Raw genomic sequence first — 18153 nt, forward strand, 5'->3', positions numbered from 1 at the left:
ATTAAAATGTCACGTTTACGCCCAGTGAAAAGTTCTTCATCACGGGGTAGCCATTCTGATCCAGGCCCAGGCCTCCCGGTATTCTCAATCCCAGTGAGGACCGCTGACTGGCCGGAGGATTGGACTCCGGGTCCCATCCGTCCCAATTGGTGATGGTCAGAAGGTTTTGTGCATTCACATATATACTCGCCGCCTTCACTACTTTTAACCGGCTCAATATCCCTTCCGGCAGCATATAGGTAAGGGTAACGTCCTGGAGACGGATAAAGCTCCGGGATGTATAAGGACCGAAATTTTCTCCCAGCGTAGCCACATAGGCAGCGATGCTTCTGTAGCGGGCGTTGGGGTTGTTGGGTGTCCAGTAGTCATATACAAAGCCGTTGTTGTTCCTGATATTGTCCGGATTCAGCAGCATGATACCAGGTGCTCCCAGGTATCCGTTTTTACCACCCTGAATAGTATTGATAAAGAATTTTAACTGGAATGCTTTGTATTGGAAGCTGTTGGAAATACCCAGACTGTAGGAGGGATCCAGTCTGCCCAGTATCTGTTTATCTGCCGGCGTGATTTGCCCGTCACCGTTTCTGTCTTCGATTTTATATTGACCGGCTTTGAAGCCCTGTGCGGCAAGGCTGGCAGGTACTTGTTCTCCCAGCTGGTACATACCGGTAATTTTGTAGTCGTACACAACACCGTATGGCTGGTCGATGAAGTAGCTTAGGATAGGATCGGCGCCATTGATCAGGTCATTTTTGGTGCCGTCTATATCCAATACTTTGTTCCGGTTCCGGAAGAAATTAGCTGTTACTTCCCATTTGAAATTTTTGTTGCTAACCGGTACGCCTGTGATGTTCAACTCCTGTCCTCTGTTCTGAATTTTCCCGATGTTGATCAGGAAGCTGTTGAAGCCTGTGACGGTAGGCGTGGCTCTTGAATTCAGGAGGTTTTCTGAGTTGGAGAAATACAAGTCGAGTGAACCGAAAAGCCGGTTGTTGAAAAAGGAGAAGTCCACGCCGGTGTTAAAGGAATGGGTGGTTTCCCAGCGCAGGCCGGAATTGGGCAACTGATTTAAGTAAGAACCCAGTTGTGCGCCGCCTGAGCTGCCATATAAATAGCCATTCGCTAATCCAATGCTCATCTGGGAAAGTGTTTGGTATCGACCTACGGTCCTGTTACCGGTAGAGCCGTAAGAGAGTCTTAATTTCAGGTCATCGATAAAGCCAACAGATTTAAGAAATTGTTCTTCTTTTACACGCCATGCAAAAGCAATAGATGGGAATGTGGCCCATTTGTTTTGGGCGGAGAAGCCGGAAAAACCATCTCTTCTGACAGTACCGGTTAAGATATATTTTTTGTCGAACGAATAGGAGAGCCTGGCCATCTGGTAAAGTGCCTGTTCCTGCCAGGGTAGTGTAGCCAGATCGTTTGACACTGTGAGCCGCGCGGGGTCTCCCACATCGAGCCTGTTGTAGGATAACACGCCATTGGTGATACCACCGGCGGAGGTGCTGGTTCCATCGTGTATGTTTTTCTCTGCACCATACAATAAGGTCAGGTCTACGCCGTGTTTTCCAAAGTCCCTCTTATAGGTAAGGATGTTGTCCAATGTCAGAAAGTAATCCGTCATGTAGGTTTTATAGGCGGTCGCTTCAACAGAAGGGGCATTATAATTAAACCGGTTGGTATAGATATAATTATTCCCGAAGTTGACACGGTAGTTCAGTCCTTTCACATGTGGAATGTCCACGCTGACGAAGAAATTTCCTATTATGTTCAGATTCCGGTCGAAGTCCCTGGATCTCTTGAGTACTTCTAACGCGGTGGGCGTAGTTGTTTGCGCATAAAACTCCAGCATTTGACCGGTTTTTGGATCAAAGGGCAGGTTAAATGGCTTCAGCTGCATGATGTCGGAAAAAGTGGGAGAAACGCCACTGTAATCATTAATGGAGAGCCCCGTTTGAGCGCCTACTGTCAGCCAGTCGGCGGGTTTGGCTTCCACGTTGAGTCGTATACTGTTTCTTCTGTAATTATCATTTTTAATGAGATTCAGCTGGTCAAAATAACCATAGCCCAGATAAAACCTGATCTTCTTTGATCGTCCGCTGAGACCAATGTTATGGTTCTGGATTCTGGGGCTGCTATTGGTCATTAAATCCCACCAGTTGGCTTCATAGCCATTTTTGTAATTGTCGCCTTCGATGCCCGGCATTTTCGTAGTAGGGTCCCAGTTAGGGTTCATCTTCGTCATGTCGTTGGGGTCGCGGCTTTCAGACAGGTACCAGTCCCCCAGTTTCTCTATATACTGGGCGCCGGATGCTGGTCTCATACTTTTTTTGGTCATCTCCTGTATAGAATAGGAGCCGCTGTAATCGACGGTGAGTTTATCGATACCGCTTGCCCCGCTTTTGGTGGTGATCAGGACCACACCATTTGACGCCTGGGAGCCATATACAGCGGCAGCACTGGCATCTTTCAAGAGGTCAATGCTGGCGATGTCGGAGGGATTGATGGAGGTGAGAGATCCTCTATAGATGAGTCCATCTACTACAATCAATGGGGAAGTGGTACCGGAAATGGAGTTCCGGCCCCGCACCATCAACGTAGGATCACTGCCTGCTCTTGTAACTTGTCCTACCGTCAGACCAGGAACGGTACCTCTCAATGAGGACATGACGTTTGCATTGGGAGATTGTTTTTGTAGTTGTAGGTCGGCTTTGGCTACTGCTCCGGTAACATCCTGTCTTTTCCTGGTGCCGTATCCGATGACCACCACGCTACTCAGTTCACTTACGGTAGTCGACAATGTGAAGGATAGTGTTGCATTATGGCCCGGAACAATTTTATATCCTGTAAATGATTTTGCATCATAGCCAATCATACTCACATTGAAGGCGTAGCTGGCCGCCGGTAAATTTTTAAATGTGAATTTTCCGATGCTGTCAGAGATGGCGATATTCACGCGTTTGCCGTTGGATGAAGCTTCAACCGTGGCGCCGGGAAGCGGTGTGCCTCCCTGATCGGTAACGATACCGTTCACACTGCCGGTATTATTTTGCCCGTAGGATGGGGCAAATACAGCGCAAAGAACCAGTGTGATCGCAATGCTTGTTTTCACTATTCCTCTCATAGAACGATTTTTTTGGTGTTTGCTATTAGGACATAAAGTGATGTAAGGTGGTAGCAGTAGCTACCTGCATTCGCTGTCGTTTTCCAGCGTTCTGAAGTTTTTTTCATAATGTGGTTTTTTAACGTGAATAGATGTTGGTCATAGTTACATGCAAACGTTTGCATTTTTATCTAAAAAAATTGATACCTCCGGTTCAAAAGTTGATAATTAATTCGTCTGGTCATGACATGGTGCGCTGTTTTTTCATTGCTGTGATGTCAACATGCCTTTTAACCACAGCCCTGGTTGTTTGTGCATGCACAGTTATGGCTGATAATGGCAATCTTGTGATACAGGTATTTCGTCTGAATTCCGAATTTGTAGGTTGTATCATCGCCCCGCATTTTTATAGAGCAGTATCAGGAAGTTATAGAATAAATAATATCGCCGGTGGCAAATTTTCATCACAGGTAAAATAATACCAGCAATTGCTTAATTTATATTCAAATCGTTTGTGAAAACAGGATGTAGCTACCGGAATCGCTCAGCTGCGGAATATTATCGATGTCAATGAAAAAGGGAAATTTAAATTTTCTTACGCTGTAAATAAAGTGGTCCGCTTATCTTCAATTGCGATTATTTTATAAGTAGGCCCTTTTGTTTTTTCATCTTTATGCTTTCTTCAGTTTAGTTAAATGGAGTGAATAATGCGCTCTATGTTGTTGTGCATGTTGTCTCCGAATTGGCGACTATTTAACAAGTGTTTTACTAACTTCGCCGCTGATTTTATCATCCTTACATGTCAACACCTATTCTGCACCAAACTCCGGATACCGAATTGTGGCAACTTGTCCGGGAGGGCAACCTGCAAGCTTATGGAGAGATATATGAACAATATTGGGAAACCCTGTACGAAAGCGCCTACTGGCGTTTGTACGACAAAGCCGCCGCCAAAGACATTGTGCAGGAGGTATTTATTTACTGTTGGCAGAAAAGAGAACAGATACAGATTACGGAATCTATAGTCGCTTATCTTCGTGCAGCCGTAAGGTTTAAGGTGCTGAATTATCTCAAATCGGAGCAGGCCAGGGAGAAATACCGGCAGCTGGCGGGCCGGGAATTACCGGAAATTACTCATTCCACAGAAGAAACTATTGCGGATGCTGATCTGCAGGCCAGCTATCGCCGTGAGTTGCAGCGACTCCCGGAAAAGATGCGGCAGCTGTTTATTGATAGTAGGGATAATGGTCTCTCTATCCGAGAAATCGCCGAAAAACATACACTGTCAGAACAAACGGTTAAGAACCAGCTTTCCACAGCGCTCAAAAAACTGAGGGAAGGGCTGGGTAATTTCTTTTTAGATTAATTTTTTTTCTTCAACATAGTACTTCCGGAATTTGAGGATTGTCTATTAAACAACAGCATATGAGTCATCCTGATCAACATACCATCGACCTGCTGCTTGAAAAGCATGCGCTTGGCATTTGTACGCCGGAGGAACGAGCTATATTGGAAAGATGGTATGCCGCATTCCCTGCTGAAGGTCATGTATTTCATGATGAGTCAGAGAAGCAGGCTATGAAGGAATCGTTGAAGACAGGCATTTTCGGAGTTATCCGGGAGGAGAAAGCTGAAATAAGTGCGGAGCCATTGCATAAAATACCAGGGAAAATACCTGTCCGGCGCGTGTATTGGCGTGCTGCAGCTGCCATACTAGTGCTGATCACCACAGGCAGCCTGTTTTACCTGTTCAGGGGAAAGCCGGAAGCCGTATCGTATACAGAAGTCAGCGCTCCTGCAGGCAGGAATATTCTCCGGGTGAAACTGCCGGATGGCTCTGATATGTGGCTGGCGCCTGGCTCCAGGCTGCGCTATGCCAGCCATTTCGGGGAAAAAAGCAGGGACGTGCAAATGGTAGATGGTCTTGCTTACTTTGCTGTGGCGCCTGCTGCTTCGCATCCATTTACTGTCAGCACCGCTTCCGGCATAGTTGCGAAGGTACTGGGCACAGAGTTTAGTGTGAAAGCCTATCATGGATTACAGGATGTACAAGTGTATGTAACCACAGGCATGGTCCAGGTATCAGACAGTAATCATGTACTGGGTGTGCTGGAGGCAGGTCAGCAGATCGTATATCAGCTGGCTACGCATACGGCTACACGCCTTGATGAGCAGGTGGACGACTGGCGCCAGGGAAGTCTTCTGTTGCAGCATGTTTCGTTCGGGGAAGTGGCCCACATACTGCAGAACCGCTACCAGGTCCGGGTTGCCTATGACACCGCTATGATGTCGTCTTACCGTTTTAATCTCCGGATAACCGACAAAGCTTCACTGGAGGAAGTGCTGGAAATGCTGAAGGATTTGAGCGGCATGACTTATACGCTCCACGATGGCCAGGTAACCATTACCGGCGTACAACAATAATCATTCAATCACAACATTACCCCCGTTTAAGCAGCCGTAAAAGCGGCAGGGGAGTACTATGCTTTTAAAAAACGAATAACGTCATGCAACGATTATTAACCGTTCTGTTCTTAGCATGCAGTCTGATTGCTACCGGTCAGCAAAGTGTATTAAAGCTTACTATAAATATTCCGGCCACATCGCTGGAAGCCGCGCTTAAACTGCTGGAGCAACAAAGCGATATCCATTTCTCCTATGAGTATACACGGGTGAAGGGGATTAGTGTGGAAGCACATCGCTATAAGGAGGCGGCGCTGGAAACTATCTGCAGGGATTTGTTGAAAGGCACCTCCCTCATGTTCAAACGTAAAGGGGACCACATCATTATTGGTCCGGTACCGAAACGTGACCGTACGCTGAGCGGATACGTGGAAGATGCTACTTCGGGAGAGCGGCTCATCGGTGTTTCGCTGGCCGTACCGGAATACCAGGCAGGCACCATCACCAATGCATATGGATTTTACAGCATCACCCTGCCGGAGGATTCTTTCCGGATACAACTGTCCTATCTTGGTTATCAGCGGCTGGATACGGTAGTGGCGGCGCAGGGTAATGAAGGGATTAATTTCAGGCTGCAGGTACTCAATCGTCAGTTGGAGCAGGTAACTATCCGGGGTGGGCGTGCTGAACAGATCGAAGCATCTTCCCAGATGAGCCGCATTAATTTGTCGGCAGCAGCTGTACAGGCAGTGCCACGCCTGCTGGGGGAAGCGGATTTGTTTAAGACCCTGCAATTGTTGCCAGGCGTTAAACAGGGAACGGAAGCTACCAGCGCATTGCTGGTGCGTGGTGGAACGCCTGATCAGAACCTCATTTTACTGGACGGTGCCCCGCTGTATAATCCGATGCACCTGATGGGCCTTTTTTCTACATTCAATACCAATGTACTTAAAGATGTAACGCTCTATAAAGGGGCATTTCCGGCGCGGTATGGCGGCCGGTTATCATCCGTGGTGGATGTGTCTACCAAAGATGGAGACATGAATAAAATACACGGTGATTTTTCCATTGGACTGCTATCTGCGGAGGCTTCGCTGGAAGGGCCCATCAGGAAAGGGAAAACAACTTTTCTGATCTCTGGCCGCAGATCTTATCCCGATCTGGCAGCTAAGATTTATCTCAACGCCCAGGATGATGCGCCGGATAAGTTCGGATTACACTTTTACGATTTCAACGCGAAATTGCACCACAAATTCTCGGATAAGGACAAGTTGTACCTGAGCCTTTATAACGGGCGTGACATGATGGAGACACGATACCGATTCCAAAGCGGTTATAAAAATAATCATTACGTCTCCAACCTCGGCGCAAATGCCGGAAACCTCGCAGGCACCATCCGATGGAACCATGTGTATTCTCCAAAATTATTCTCCAATGTGATGCTGATTGGCAGTGATTATCATTTCAAGTCCCGCTTTTACCAGGAAGGACAAACTGACCAAAACGCCTATACTGACTATCAACAGCTGAATTCCGGTATCAGGGATTATGGGGTCAGGACAGATTTTGAATATCACCCGAAACCTGCGCATTCCGTTAAAGCAGGCGTTGCTTACATGTATCGTATTTTTACTCCCGGCGCGTTTCGAACACGACAGACACAAAGTAAAGAGGTAACTGTGGATTCCGTGAATGATAATCCTGATATTCATGCCGGAGAAATAGACCTGTATGCAGAAGATGACTGGGACCTTTCCCGGCGCCTGAAAGTGAATGCCGGAATGCATTTCAGCGCTTTTCCTGTAGAAGGTCGTTTTTATAGTTCGCTGCAGCCACGCCTGAATGTGCGCTACCTCATGCCTGGCAACTGGGCACTCAAGGCGTCCTACTCCCGCATGACACAATACGTTCATTTGCTGGCCAACAACTCTATCTCACTTCCTACCGATCTGTGGGTGCCCGCAACAGATAAGGTGAAGCCTCAGGACGCGGACCAGTATGCACTTGGAATAGCCCGGAATGTTTTTGGAAACCAGTTTGAATTTTCCGCTGAAGGGTATTACAAACGTATGCGGAATGTGATTGAGTATAAGGAAGGTGCAGACTATCTCACCAGCAGCAGAGGGGCTACCTGGCAGAACCAGGTGGCAGCAGGCCAGGGAGAATCATATGGACTGGAATTGCTATTGCAGAAGAAAAGCGGCAGACTTACAGGTTGGGTAGGGTACACGCTTGCCTGGGCTAATCGCGTTATTCCCGAGGTGAACTACGGAAAGGTGTTTCCATATAAATATGATCGCCGTCACGACTTACATATCGTGGGCGTTTATAAGCTACGCAAAGGCATTGAACTTTCCGGCTCCTGGACTTATCAGAGCGCCGCACCTTTCACGATTCCGGTAGCGTCCTATGAAGGTTTGGACGCGCCTGCCACTGAACACACAGATCATTACAGGATGTACCCATCGAACCAACGCATTAATATACGCAATAACGCACGTATTATGGCCTACCACCGGCTGGATCTGGGTATCAATTTCATCAGGTATAAAAAAAATGGGATGACACGTACCTGGAATATCAGTATACTCAATGTTTACAATCGCTTTAATCCTTTCTTTTATTACCTGGACAATTATGACAATGGACGCCCCAGAGCTAACCTGACAGCAGCTAACCTTGTTCCTTTTATGCCCAGTTTCTCTTATAGCCTGAAATTTTAAAAAATGAAATCAACATTATTTCTGTTGCTGATACTGGTGGTATGCAGCTGTAAAAAGAAAATAACAATAGACATACCGAATGAAGCAAATAAGCCGGTACTCAATTTACTGATGAGTAGAGATAGTCTGATGCTGGCACGCTTAACAGTGTCCGGCCACATCGGAAATGGGGCGCTATTTCCCGAAATAAGAAATGCGGTTGTAAAACTGTATGAAAATGGGGTATTTAAGGAAAAGATGGATACGGTTGTAAAAGGAATATATACTTACTATAAAAGCACTGTTACCGCGAAGGCAGGTGCAACATATCGTATTGTTGCTGCTATTCCCGGCTTTCCGGAAGTGGAAGGCAGCGACTTTGTGCCGGAAGGGGTAGCTACGGGGGAAATCTCCGTAAAGTCAATTGCCGCCGGTTCCCAGATCAAAGGGAATGTAACAGTGGAACTGCACGATAAAAAAGGAGAAAAGAATTATTACCGCATCAGGATCTATGGTCTGTCTAAAGATTATCAGGGGCACTACAATAAGTGGCCGCATAAATTTGCGTCAGGTGATCCCAAGGATGGACTGTTCAACAATAAAGACCGTACGGAGTTTTTTACAGATGATGTTTGGTTTGATGGACACAGCCCCCGGTTCAGTTTCCTTACATACTGGTATAACCCCAGGGACAAAATCATAGTAGAAATATCAACCCTCACTTATAGCAGTTATACCTACCTGTTCACAGCGTTTATGGCCCATGAAAAGAATGACGATCCTTTGTCAGAAAAGGTAATTATTTTCAATAATATCAATAACGGTCTGGGGATTGTTGGTGGCCTGACGGAACAGGAATACATTATCGGCGAGTAAGATTAAATAGATAACTTAATGACTGACTATATAAAACTCTTCCCGGAATATGAAGATGTTTTTTATGATGAAATAGCATTGCATAGAAAATATTTTCTGCCCCTCGCCTCCATTAACCTGAGATACCTGCATCCTGACAGAGATGAGTGGCTCCATTTTGTTTCGGTAAAGGAAATATACAATGAAAGAGTAGGAGAACATACCGGGGCTTATCATACAACGTATACCCGACCGGACGCATTGGCTTTTGATATAATAGACGGGAAGTACAAATTTGATGCAGACTGGCGTTACTTTGGCGAACACCGTTTTATTCCGCCGAATGAATATCATATAGCATATACGAACCAGGAGATCGGATACAATATGAATGAAGTGATGTATCAGTTGAAAAAATCGTATTACCAGAAATATGGTCAGTTATATGAGGGGGATTTTAAACGCCCTGCGCTTAAAGCAGAAGATGTGCGGCGCCTGATGCGATTAAGGGCATTAAAGCCGGAAGACCTCAGAGCGGATGAAATTTCCAGTTACCTGGTGGAAAGCCATCAGCAAAAAATTGCGGGTGTGTTTGTGGGCCTGGCACCATTTGCGTTTCCGGATATTGATTCCGCACTGATACCCCGTAATGATGGAAAAGCATTTGAATTGATTGGTATGATGGAGGGAAGTGATTTTCAGCATACCGCTCCTGGTGATATCAGCTTGTTCCATAGCCCGGAACTAAAAAAGGCGGTAGTAGGTTTGGGATATCTCCATCTTCGACAGATTTCCAAACAGCCTTAGTTTTTACTTTAATTCGGCCGGCCGTGGTAAATCAATGCAGTGCCTTCAGCAGTTTTTAAATTGATTTCCGGGCAAAGCATCATCAAAATTCCCCTGGCCGGCTTCTTTCTCTTTTATCCATCTATAATGTGTTATCCAACATATGCCGCTGCATGTTGTAGCATCCGGCTATCATCGTTCATTTTTCTACGCATCTCACTGAAGCCTCACTGCAGCAAAGGAACCAGGCACAACAATAAAGGAACGCCAGAATCGCTGTTTACTGATAAAACAGATCTGTTTTATCGTAAAAGCCGTAATAATAACTGCGGCAATACCTATAAATAATTAATCAAGTTAAATTAACTTGGTAGTCACGATAATGAAAGGCCCTATCCAGTATATTGTTGTTACACTTTACAAAGAGTTGTGTCACCCGGTAGTTATTCAATGCCTTTCGCGGTTCATCTGGTATTATTAAACGGTAGTAGTCATTGTTACTCACTGCAGCGGTAGCTTTGCTTTGGCGAAACCCTAATCCTTTTCTAGTCCTAAATGCTTAGCCCATGAAGAATTTCCCAACGGGATGGTACCTTATTTATACGAAGCCACGTTATGAAAAAAAAGTCTTGTTGCAATTAACCAGAATGAACATTGAAGCCTATTTGCCATTTACCAGAACACTAAAGACGTGGCATGACAGGAAAAAATATGTTGAAGAGCCACTTTTCCCCTCTTATGTTTTTATTCACCTGAAAAATTTGGAGAGCTATTACGGCGGAATCGATGCCGACGGTGCCTTGTTTTATGTAAAAACAAAAAAGGAAATTTCACGCGTCAGCGATTCTATTGTCAATGATTTAAAACTGGTCACAACGCAAGCCAACAGCGTAGAAGTCACCCAGGAATATTTTCAGCCGGGACAAAAGGTAGTTATCCGTGAAGGAGCTTTAACCGGACTAAATTGTGAGATGGTGGAAGTAAATGAAAAGAAGAAGCTGCTGGTGAGAGTATCTCTCTTACAGAGAAATATTCTCATTTCGTTACCTGCTGAACAATTAATGCCTGCATAATACAGTGAATTTAATCCGGGTATTTGCCTCAATACAAACAGGGAAGGAACATGCAAAAGATTTTCCAAAAGGAGCTTACTGCCAGTCTGCAGAGGCATAGTCAGCATATAGCCATCGAGGACAACGGCAGGCTGGTTTCCTATTCCGGACTGTTGTTGGCTGCCAACAAGGTAACAAGATTTCTGCAGTCACAGGAGGTAGTAAGGGAAAGTATCATCGGTATCATGATAGATGACAGAACCGACCTGATTACCTGTATCACAGGTGTCGCCAATGCGGGCTGTGTCTTTGTTCCAATTGATGCTTCCCTGCCTGATAAACGCCTTGTTGCGATCCTTCGTGAACTGAAATGCCGGCTTATCATTTCAAGCCGCAAACACGAATTGAAAACGGCGTTTAATGCCATGCCGGCCCTGAAGCGCTACAACTTTGAACATATTCTGGAGCAGCTGCCGGAAACGGATGATTTGCATCTGCCATATCCCGAATACCGGGAGGATGATTCCCTCTATATCTATTTTACATCGGGAACAACAGGTCAACCAAAAGGGATCATTGGTAAGAACAGCAGCTTGCTGCAATTCCTGCAATGGGAAATTACGGCCTTTGGAATAGATAGTACTTCCAGGTGCAGCCAGTTTATCAGTCCATATTTTGACGCATTTCTGAGAGATGTATTTGTGCCTTTGCTTTCCGGTGGTACGGTATGTATTCCACCGGCACAGGATGATTTTTTTACACCTGAGAAAATGGTTGACTGGATCGACGAGCACCATATAACGATGATCCATTGTGTGCCCAGTATCTTCAGGATTTTTAACAGCAGGAATTTGACGCAACAGCATTTCCGGAGCCTGGAATATGTGTTTTTGTCAGGGGAAAGAATTATACCGGCAGAACTGAAATCATGGTTTGAAACTTTTGAAGGCCGCATAAGGCTGTTCAATCTTTATGGTGCAACGGAAACAACCATGATCAGAGCTTATTATGAAATCAACTTCAGCGATACACAAAGTGAAAGGATTCCCATTGGAAGTCCCATCAGTGATACAGAACTTATCATCGTGAACGATGGGCTGAAGGCCTGTGGTACAATGGTAATAGGGGATTTGTATATTGTTTCCGATTATATTTCCAAAGGGTATCTGAATAATTCAAAGCTAACGAAAGAGTTGTTTGTGAAGCTACCGGCTGCATCCCTGCAAGCCATGGCTTTTAAAACGGGAGACAAGGCCAGGAAACTGCCAAATGGAATGATAGATCTGTTGGGCCGGGGAGATAACCAGGTTAAATTAAGAGGTATCAGGGTAGAGCTTTCAGAAATTGAAAATGCCCTGCTGATGTCAAAGTATGTCAGTAGTGCGGTATGCTCAAAAATTACAGCAGATAACGGAGAAGATGCCCTGGTGGCTTTTATTATAAGAGATCCGGAACTAGCTGCCGGCTTTTCCATTCTTCCTATGATAGGAATGTACCTGGAGAAGCACTTGCCGTCATATATGATTCCCTCTAAAGTCATAGAAACAAGTGTATTCCCGTTGCTGAGCAATGGTAAAATTGACCATAAATCGCTGCTCAGACACATTGCTGAGGGAAATATTATCGCCCCTGAGAATGAGTTGCAGGAGCAACTGCTTGAAATCTGGAAGGAGCTATTGGGAGACCATCCTATTTCCATTGATGATAGCTTTCAGAGCAAGGGAGGCAATTCGTTGAGCATGATGCGGCTGATAGGGCGTATTTACAACAGGTTTACTATAAGGATAACACTGGCCCAACTGTTTGGTCATCTTACTATCCGCAAACAGGCGGTTTTGATAGCGGAAGTCTGCAGTGATCAGGTATTCCGGATAAATCCGGTAAGTGAAACAGCTTTTTATAACTTATCACAGGCGCAGGAAAGAATATATTACAGCTGCCAGCTCGACAAATCGAGCACCGTATATAATATGCCAATGGCCTGGGAAATTACCGGAGTATATGACCGCTTTAAAATTGAGTCCGTTTTGAAACAACTTATTGCGCGTCACGAAAGTTTAAGGACCGGCTTTAAAATAGAAAACGGGAATCTGTGTCAGGTGATAGCGGAGCAGGTGGATTTTTCCCTGTTGGAAATGGAGATGGAAGCAGGAGATTTGCAGCAGACTATTTCAGCGGCTGTCAGGCCATTTGATTTGAGCGAGCCTCCCCTTATCAGGGCATCGGTATTATTGATGCGTAATGGTACGCGTATACTGCTGATAGATATTCATCATATTATTTGTGACGGCATTTCTGAATTCATTCTTGGCAATGAGTTTATGCAGTTGTATCAGGGAAGGGAACTGGCTGCTACGGCTTTTCAATATAAAGATTATGCTGAGTGGGAGCATCAGTTTACAACTACCAGTGAGTATCTCCGGTCAGGAGAATTCTGGTTGAATATGTTTGAAGGTGAATTGCCCGTGCTGGCGCTGCCTTCCGTCAGTAAGCATATTAAAGAGGTAAATTACGAGGGAGGAAGTATTGACTTTGAAATTGATCGCCATATTATTGATGCGATTGCAGCGGAATGTAGCGGAGAAACCATTACCAGGTCTTCCGTTCTTTATGCTGTTTTTTTCGTATATCTGTCACAGTTAACTGGTCAGAAAGATCTTACAGTAGGCCTTGCTGTGTCCGGAAGGTCCCAGTATGAAATCGAACATGTGGTGGGGATGTTTGTGAAAACACTGGCAGTGCGTTACCAGTTAAATATTCATTTATCCTTCAGGAGCTTTGTTACGGAGCTGCATCAACTGTTGATACAGGCAAATAGTCACCAGCACTATGACCTGGTCAGTATTATGGATGAGCTGAACAAATCCCGGGAAACACCGGTTAAAAGTCTGTTCAATGCGCTATTTGCCTTTCAGAATTACAATGTCGCCAATGATGCTTATACCGGCAATGATTTTCCGCCTGTAATTTTGGATAGTACTACATCCAAGTATCCACTGTCCCTGATTGTAAATGAAATGGAGCGCAATTATTTGTTCAGGCTGGAATATGCATCATTGTATTTTACCCGCGAAGATGCTCAATTGTTGGCGGAAAACTTTAAATTGCTGACAGTGGCTATTGCTGCTGACACAGAAAGACCGTTGATAACCACTATCAGCGGCAGCAACAAGGTGCGGGCACAAATGGAAGATGATATTGTTTTTGATTTTGCAGATGAATGAATGTTTGTTGGCCGGATGTATCAAAACCAAACACTTACTGTTCATTTCCGGACAATCAGGTATCTTGCGAAAGAGCTTAAGTTGCTTATTATCAGTCTGTTGCTTTTTTGGCATATAATTCCAAGTCGATAAAGGTTAATCTATCCTGCGAAACGATATAAAATAGCTGAAGTAATGGTTAAAAACTATCTTAGAATTACCTTCCGTAACCTGTTTGGCAATAAGGAACATGCGCTCATCAACATCTTTGGGCTTACTGTTGGCATAACTGTTTGTTTGCTCACTTTTCTCGTGATCAGGTTCGTAAGCAGCTTCGATAATTTCCATCACAACAGAGATCATATCTACAGGGTAGTATCGGTGTTTAAAACACCCAATGGCCTCAACTACGAGCCGGGGGTTTCATTCCCAACAGGGCCTACACTCCGGCAGGAATACGGAGATATGGTAAAGGTAGCTTCTATTTTGAGTCTCGGAGGCAATGGCCAGATTAATGTATTGAACAACCTGAACGACGCATCGGTTGCACAGAAGTTCAAAGAAGAAAGCGGCATATTGTACGCAGAACCAGAATTCTTTGACTTATTCGATTTCAAATGGCTGTCGGGAGATAAAGCAGCCGCATTGAAGGAACCCAACACGGTGGTGCTTACCCGTTCAGTGGCAGAGAAATACTTTGGTAACTGGCAGTCTGCTGTTGGCAGGCTCCTCAAACTGGACAATACCTATACGCTGCGTGTCTCTGGTATTCTGGAGAATCCTCCCGCCAATACCGATTTCCCGCTGAAAGTAGTCATCTCTTACATCACCCTCCGGACTACTCCTCTCAATTCCCGTCTAACAGATTGGAGCAGCATATTCGCACAGCACTATTGTTTTGTATCATTGGATAAAAATGTATCGGAAAATCAATTCAATAAAAGATTGGATGATATTGTACAGCGATATAAACCGATAGAGAACCGCAATGAAGGAATGATGTTGCTGCCCTTAAAAGATATGCATTTTGACACCAGGTATAATACATTCAATAATCATCCTTTCAGCAAAAACCTTATCCTTGCTTTGAGTCTGATCGGGCTGTTTGTATTGGTGATAGCCTGCGTTAATTTTGTCAACCTTGCCACTGCACAGGCCATTAACCGCTCGAAAGAAGTGGGTGTCCGCAAAGTGCTGGGCAGTTCCAGGGCACAGTTATTAATACAGTTTGTAGGCGAAACAGGTATGTTGGTGTTCTTCGCCACGCTGTTCGCTGTCATTGTCTGTGAACTTACCCTTCCTTTCGTCAACCGTTTACTGGATACTGCTATCGGACATGATTTTATCGCCGCACCGGAAGTAATTTTAATGCTGATAGCGATCATCATTGGCACTACCTTTTTGGCAGGATTTTATCCTGCGGTGGTTTTGTCCGGATTTAAACCCATCGCAGCGATCAGGAATAAAGTGAACGTCAAAAGTAGCGGTGCCAACATGTTACGGCGTGTTTTGGTGGTGTTGCAGTTTACTATATCACAGGCACTTATTATCTGCGTTTTGATTATTATCGGGCAGATGGACTATTTCCGGTCCAGCCCCATGGGATTCAATAAAGAAGCGATTGTAGTCACGCGCATTCCCGGCGACAGTGCAGGCATTTCAAGAATAGATGTACTGGGTAATCAGCTGAGACAGATGTCCGGCGTTCAAAAAGTAAGCTTCAGCTACGGCAGTCCGGTTGATAACAATGACTGGAACAGTGATATTAAATTCAATCACATACAGCAGAATAACCTGGGTGTTAATTTAAAATGGGCGGATGTAGACTATCCGCAGACGTACGGACTCAAGTTGCTGGCAGGGCGTTTTTATTTCGCCAGCGATACGGTGAAGGACCTGGTTGTAAATGAAACCTTTCTGAAGAAGGTGGGCATCAGTGATCCCCAGAAGGCTATAGGCGCTATCGTGGAGATTCCCGGCGAAGGGAAGACCGGAACCATCTCCGGTGTAGTGAAGGATTTTAACGTAGCCTCTCTGCATAGCCAGTTGTATCCGGTAATTCTGGGGACCTGGAAACAAACTTATCAGACTGTAAACATCAAAGTGGATCCCTCGAAGTTAAGCAACGTGCTACCGAAAATAGAACGGACATGGAAAGAAACATATCCGGACTATGTGTACGAATATCGTTTCCTGGATGAAAGTATTGCCAGTTATTACAAACAGGAACAACAACTGTCCACATTATATAAGATTTTTGCCTGTGTAGCCATATTTATTTCCTGCCTCGGACTATATAGCCTTGTATCGTTTGTAGTGGTACAACGTGCGAAGGAAGTAGGTATCCGTAAGGCGCTGGGAGCATCTGCCAGTCACATCGTATTTTTATTCTCCAAAGAATTCACTATCCTCATCGTGGTAGCATTTTTCATCTCGGTTCCGATCGCATGGTATTTTATGCATCGCTGGCTTGAGAATTATGCTTTTCACATCACACCGGGCGTAGGATTGTTTGTACTTGCAATAGTTATTTCAATGTTTATCGCCTGGGCGTCCGTGGGGTATAAAGCTGTCAAAGCGGCCCTTGTCAACCCACTTAAAAATCTGAAGGAAAACTGACCCTTTTTTTCCGATAACATCTTTCCTGTATACACATACAGGATAACGCTGCCTTGCGCCTGTTTCGCAGCTTGAACCTTTACACATATGAAAGTCAAAGTGTGCATAAGTCTCCGGACAATGTCCATCCTATGCCTGTTACTATTGCTGAAGGCAAATATAGTAGCCCAGAACAGGCTCCCCGTGCTAAATAATATTACTGCTCTTGCAGATACGGCATCACATACCGTCAGCATACATTATTCCGTGTCCGATGAAGACAATGACTCGTTGAAAGTAACCTGTATTGTCACCGACAGTTCAGGAAAAAGGATACAGGTGGATGCGGCGGATATCAGGGGAGATATAGGATATCCTGTTCGCAGGGGAAAAGACAAAAGTGTATGGTGGAAATTTCGTATTCCCGGCAGCGAAATTGGACGATATACCATCACGCTGGTGGCTGATGATCTGCATACAGTAGATATATCTCACCTCGTTAATCAGGTGGATACGCAGCATTTGAAGAATGATCTTCAAGCCATCTATGGCATGCGTGATATGCATAGTGTGGCAGGCAGATCGCATCTGGATCAGGTAAGAGCCATGCTCAAGGCAAGATTTCTTGGCAGCGGGCTCTCGCTGAAAACACAACCGCTATTGACATCTGACAGTATAAAAGGGTATAATATCCTGGGGGATCAACAGGGAATAGATAGCCAGGCAGGTACCTATGTACTCTGCGCTCATTACGATGGGGCTCCCGGTAGTCCGGCTGCGGATGATAATGGTTCAGGGGTTGCCGGAATGCTGGAGGTGTTGAACGTATTATCTAAGTACCAGTTTAGCCATAACATCAGGTTCATCGCATTTGATATGGAAGAAAACGGATGTATCGGGAGCCGTACTTATGTAAACGGAATACTTCAATCCCGCGAGCAGCTGGCTGGAGTTATTAACCTGGACATGATCGGCTTTTATTCCGATGATCCTGGTAGCCAGATTATCCCGGAAGGATTTGATGTACTTTTTCCTGACGCATGCAAACAAATCAAAGACGGCGGTGCTAAAGGAAATTTTCTGGTAAGTATAACCAATGACAGTTCCAATTACCTGGCGGCCGACTTTCAGCATAATGCTACTGATTATGTTTCCGCGCTTAATTGTATTACACTGACCACACCTGGTAATGGAACATTAACGCCTACGATGAGTTCCGGCGATCACGGAAGTTTCTGGCAGGCAGGATACAAAGCAATTTTCATCGGTGATGGAGGGGAAACAAGGGATATTTACCTGGATACGCCGAAAGATGTACTGGAAAATATCAACTATGGTTTTCTGAGTAAGAATGTTAAAGCCATCATCGCTTCTCTCGCAAAATGGGGTGGCATCCGGCATGTGGCGACACAGCATACCGGCATCCGTTTTAAATAAATAAACTGATC

10 protein-coding genes are annotated in these 18153 nt (G+C 45.0%); 9 read left to right on the plus strand and 1 reads right to left on the minus strand.

Annotated features, from left to right (window positions below):
* Window position 1: 1 nt before the first annotated feature.
* A complete protein-coding gene (locus AB4Z08_RS31870; protein ID WP_441577829.1) occupies window positions 2–3127 on the minus strand; it encodes a SusC/RagA family TonB-linked outer membrane protein in 3126 nt (1041 codons plus the stop codon).
* Window positions 3128–3905: 778 nt separating this feature from the next.
* Between AB4Z08_RS31870 and AB4Z08_RS31875 the strand changes: the two genes are divergently transcribed.
* The 9 genes from AB4Z08_RS31875 (at window position 3906) to AB4Z08_RS31915 (ending at window position 18142) form a co-directional block, all read left to right on the plus strand.
* Window positions 3906–4472 carry an RNA polymerase sigma factor gene (locus AB4Z08_RS31875; protein ID WP_441577830.1) on the plus strand — a complete coding sequence of 189 codons (567 nt, stop codon included), beginning with the start codon at window positions 3906–3908 and terminating at the stop codon, window positions 4470–4472.
* A 59-nt stretch (window positions 4473–4531) separates the two neighbouring features.
* Entirely contained in the window at window positions 4532–5530 is a 999-nt protein-coding gene (locus AB4Z08_RS31880; RefSeq protein ID WP_441577831.1) for a FecR family protein, read from the plus strand.
* An 83-nt stretch (window positions 5531–5613) separates the two neighbouring features.
* The gene (locus AB4Z08_RS31885; RefSeq protein ID WP_441577832.1) at window positions 5614–8232 is read left to right on the plus strand and encodes a TonB-dependent receptor; all 2619 of its coding nucleotides are present in this window, start codon (window positions 5614–5616) and stop codon (window positions 8230–8232) included.
* Window positions 8233–8235: 3 nt separating this feature from the next.
* Complete coding sequence (locus tag AB4Z08_RS31890) at window positions 8236–9087, plus strand: DUF4249 domain-containing protein (protein WP_441577833.1); 852 nt, start codon at window positions 8236–8238, stop codon at window positions 9085–9087.
* A gap of 18 nt (window positions 9088–9105) precedes the next feature.
* On the plus strand, window positions 9106–9873 hold the full coding sequence (locus AB4Z08_RS31895) for a hypothetical protein (protein ID WP_441577834.1): 768 nt from the start codon (window positions 9106–9108) through the stop codon (window positions 9871–9873).
* 545 nt (window positions 9874–10418) lie between these two features.
* A complete protein-coding gene (gene nusG, locus AB4Z08_RS31900) occupies window positions 10419–10925 on the plus strand; it encodes a transcription termination/antitermination protein NusG (RefSeq protein ID WP_441577835.1) in 507 nt (168 codons plus the stop codon).
* Between the two features lie 50 nt (window positions 10926–10975).
* Window positions 10976–14128, plus strand: coding sequence for an amino acid adenylation domain-containing protein (locus AB4Z08_RS31905; protein WP_441577836.1), 3153 nt, complete (start codon window positions 10976–10978; stop codon window positions 14126–14128).
* Between the two features lie 174 nt (window positions 14129–14302).
* Window positions 14303–16726 (plus strand): ABC transporter permease, encoded by a 2424-nt coding sequence (locus tag AB4Z08_RS31910; RefSeq protein WP_441577837.1) that lies wholly within the window; start codon window positions 14303–14305, stop codon window positions 16724–16726.
* A gap of 120 nt (window positions 16727–16846) precedes the next feature.
* Window positions 16847–18142 (plus strand): M20/M25/M40 family metallo-hydrolase, encoded by a 1296-nt coding sequence (locus AB4Z08_RS31915; RefSeq protein ID WP_441577838.1) that lies wholly within the window; start codon window positions 16847–16849, stop codon window positions 18140–18142.
* Window positions 18143–18153: the final 11 nt, after the last annotated feature.

It is taken from the genome of Chitinophaga sp. RAB17, from assembly GCF_052114225.1.
In the GTDB taxonomy this organism is placed as follows: domain Bacteria; phylum Bacteroidota; class Bacteroidia; order Chitinophagales; family Chitinophagaceae; genus Chitinophaga.

What these genes read in the sequence shown, in the direction of transcription:
- AB4Z08_RS31915 (WP_441577838.1), top strand. Translation starts at nt 16,847, where the DNA reads ATGTCCATCCTATGCCTGTTACTATTGCTGAAGGCAAATATAGTAGCC.
- AB4Z08_RS31890 (WP_441577833.1), top strand. Translation starts at nt 8,236, where the DNA reads ATGAAATCAACATTATTTCTGTTGCTGATACTGGTGGTATGCAGCTGT.
- nusG (WP_441577835.1), top strand. Translation starts at nt 10,419, where the DNA reads ATGAAGAATTTCCCAACGGGATGGTACCTTATTTATACGAAGCCACGT.
- AB4Z08_RS31895 (WP_441577834.1), top strand. Translation starts at nt 9,106, where the DNA reads ATGACTGACTATATAAAACTCTTCCCGGAATATGAAGATGTTTTTTAT.
- AB4Z08_RS31885 (WP_441577832.1), top strand. Translation starts at nt 5,614, where the DNA reads ATGCAACGATTATTAACCGTTCTGTTCTTAGCATGCAGTCTGATTGCT.
- AB4Z08_RS31905 (WP_441577836.1), top strand. Translation starts at nt 10,976, where the DNA reads ATGCAAAAGATTTTCCAAAAGGAGCTTACTGCCAGTCTGCAGAGGCAT.
- AB4Z08_RS31910 (WP_441577837.1), top strand. Translation starts at nt 14,303, where the DNA reads ATGGTTAAAAACTATCTTAGAATTACCTTCCGTAACCTGTTTGGCAAT.
- AB4Z08_RS31880 (WP_441577831.1), top strand. Translation starts at nt 4,532, where the DNA reads ATGAGTCATCCTGATCAACATACCATCGACCTGCTGCTTGAAAAGCAT.
- AB4Z08_RS31870 (WP_441577829.1), bottom strand. Translation starts at nt 3,127, where the DNA reads ATGAGAGGAATAGTGAAAACAAGCATTGCGATCACACTGGTTCTTTGC.
- AB4Z08_RS31875 (WP_441577830.1), top strand. Translation starts at nt 3,906, where the DNA reads ATGTCAACACCTATTCTGCACCAAACTCCGGATACCGAATTGTGGCAA.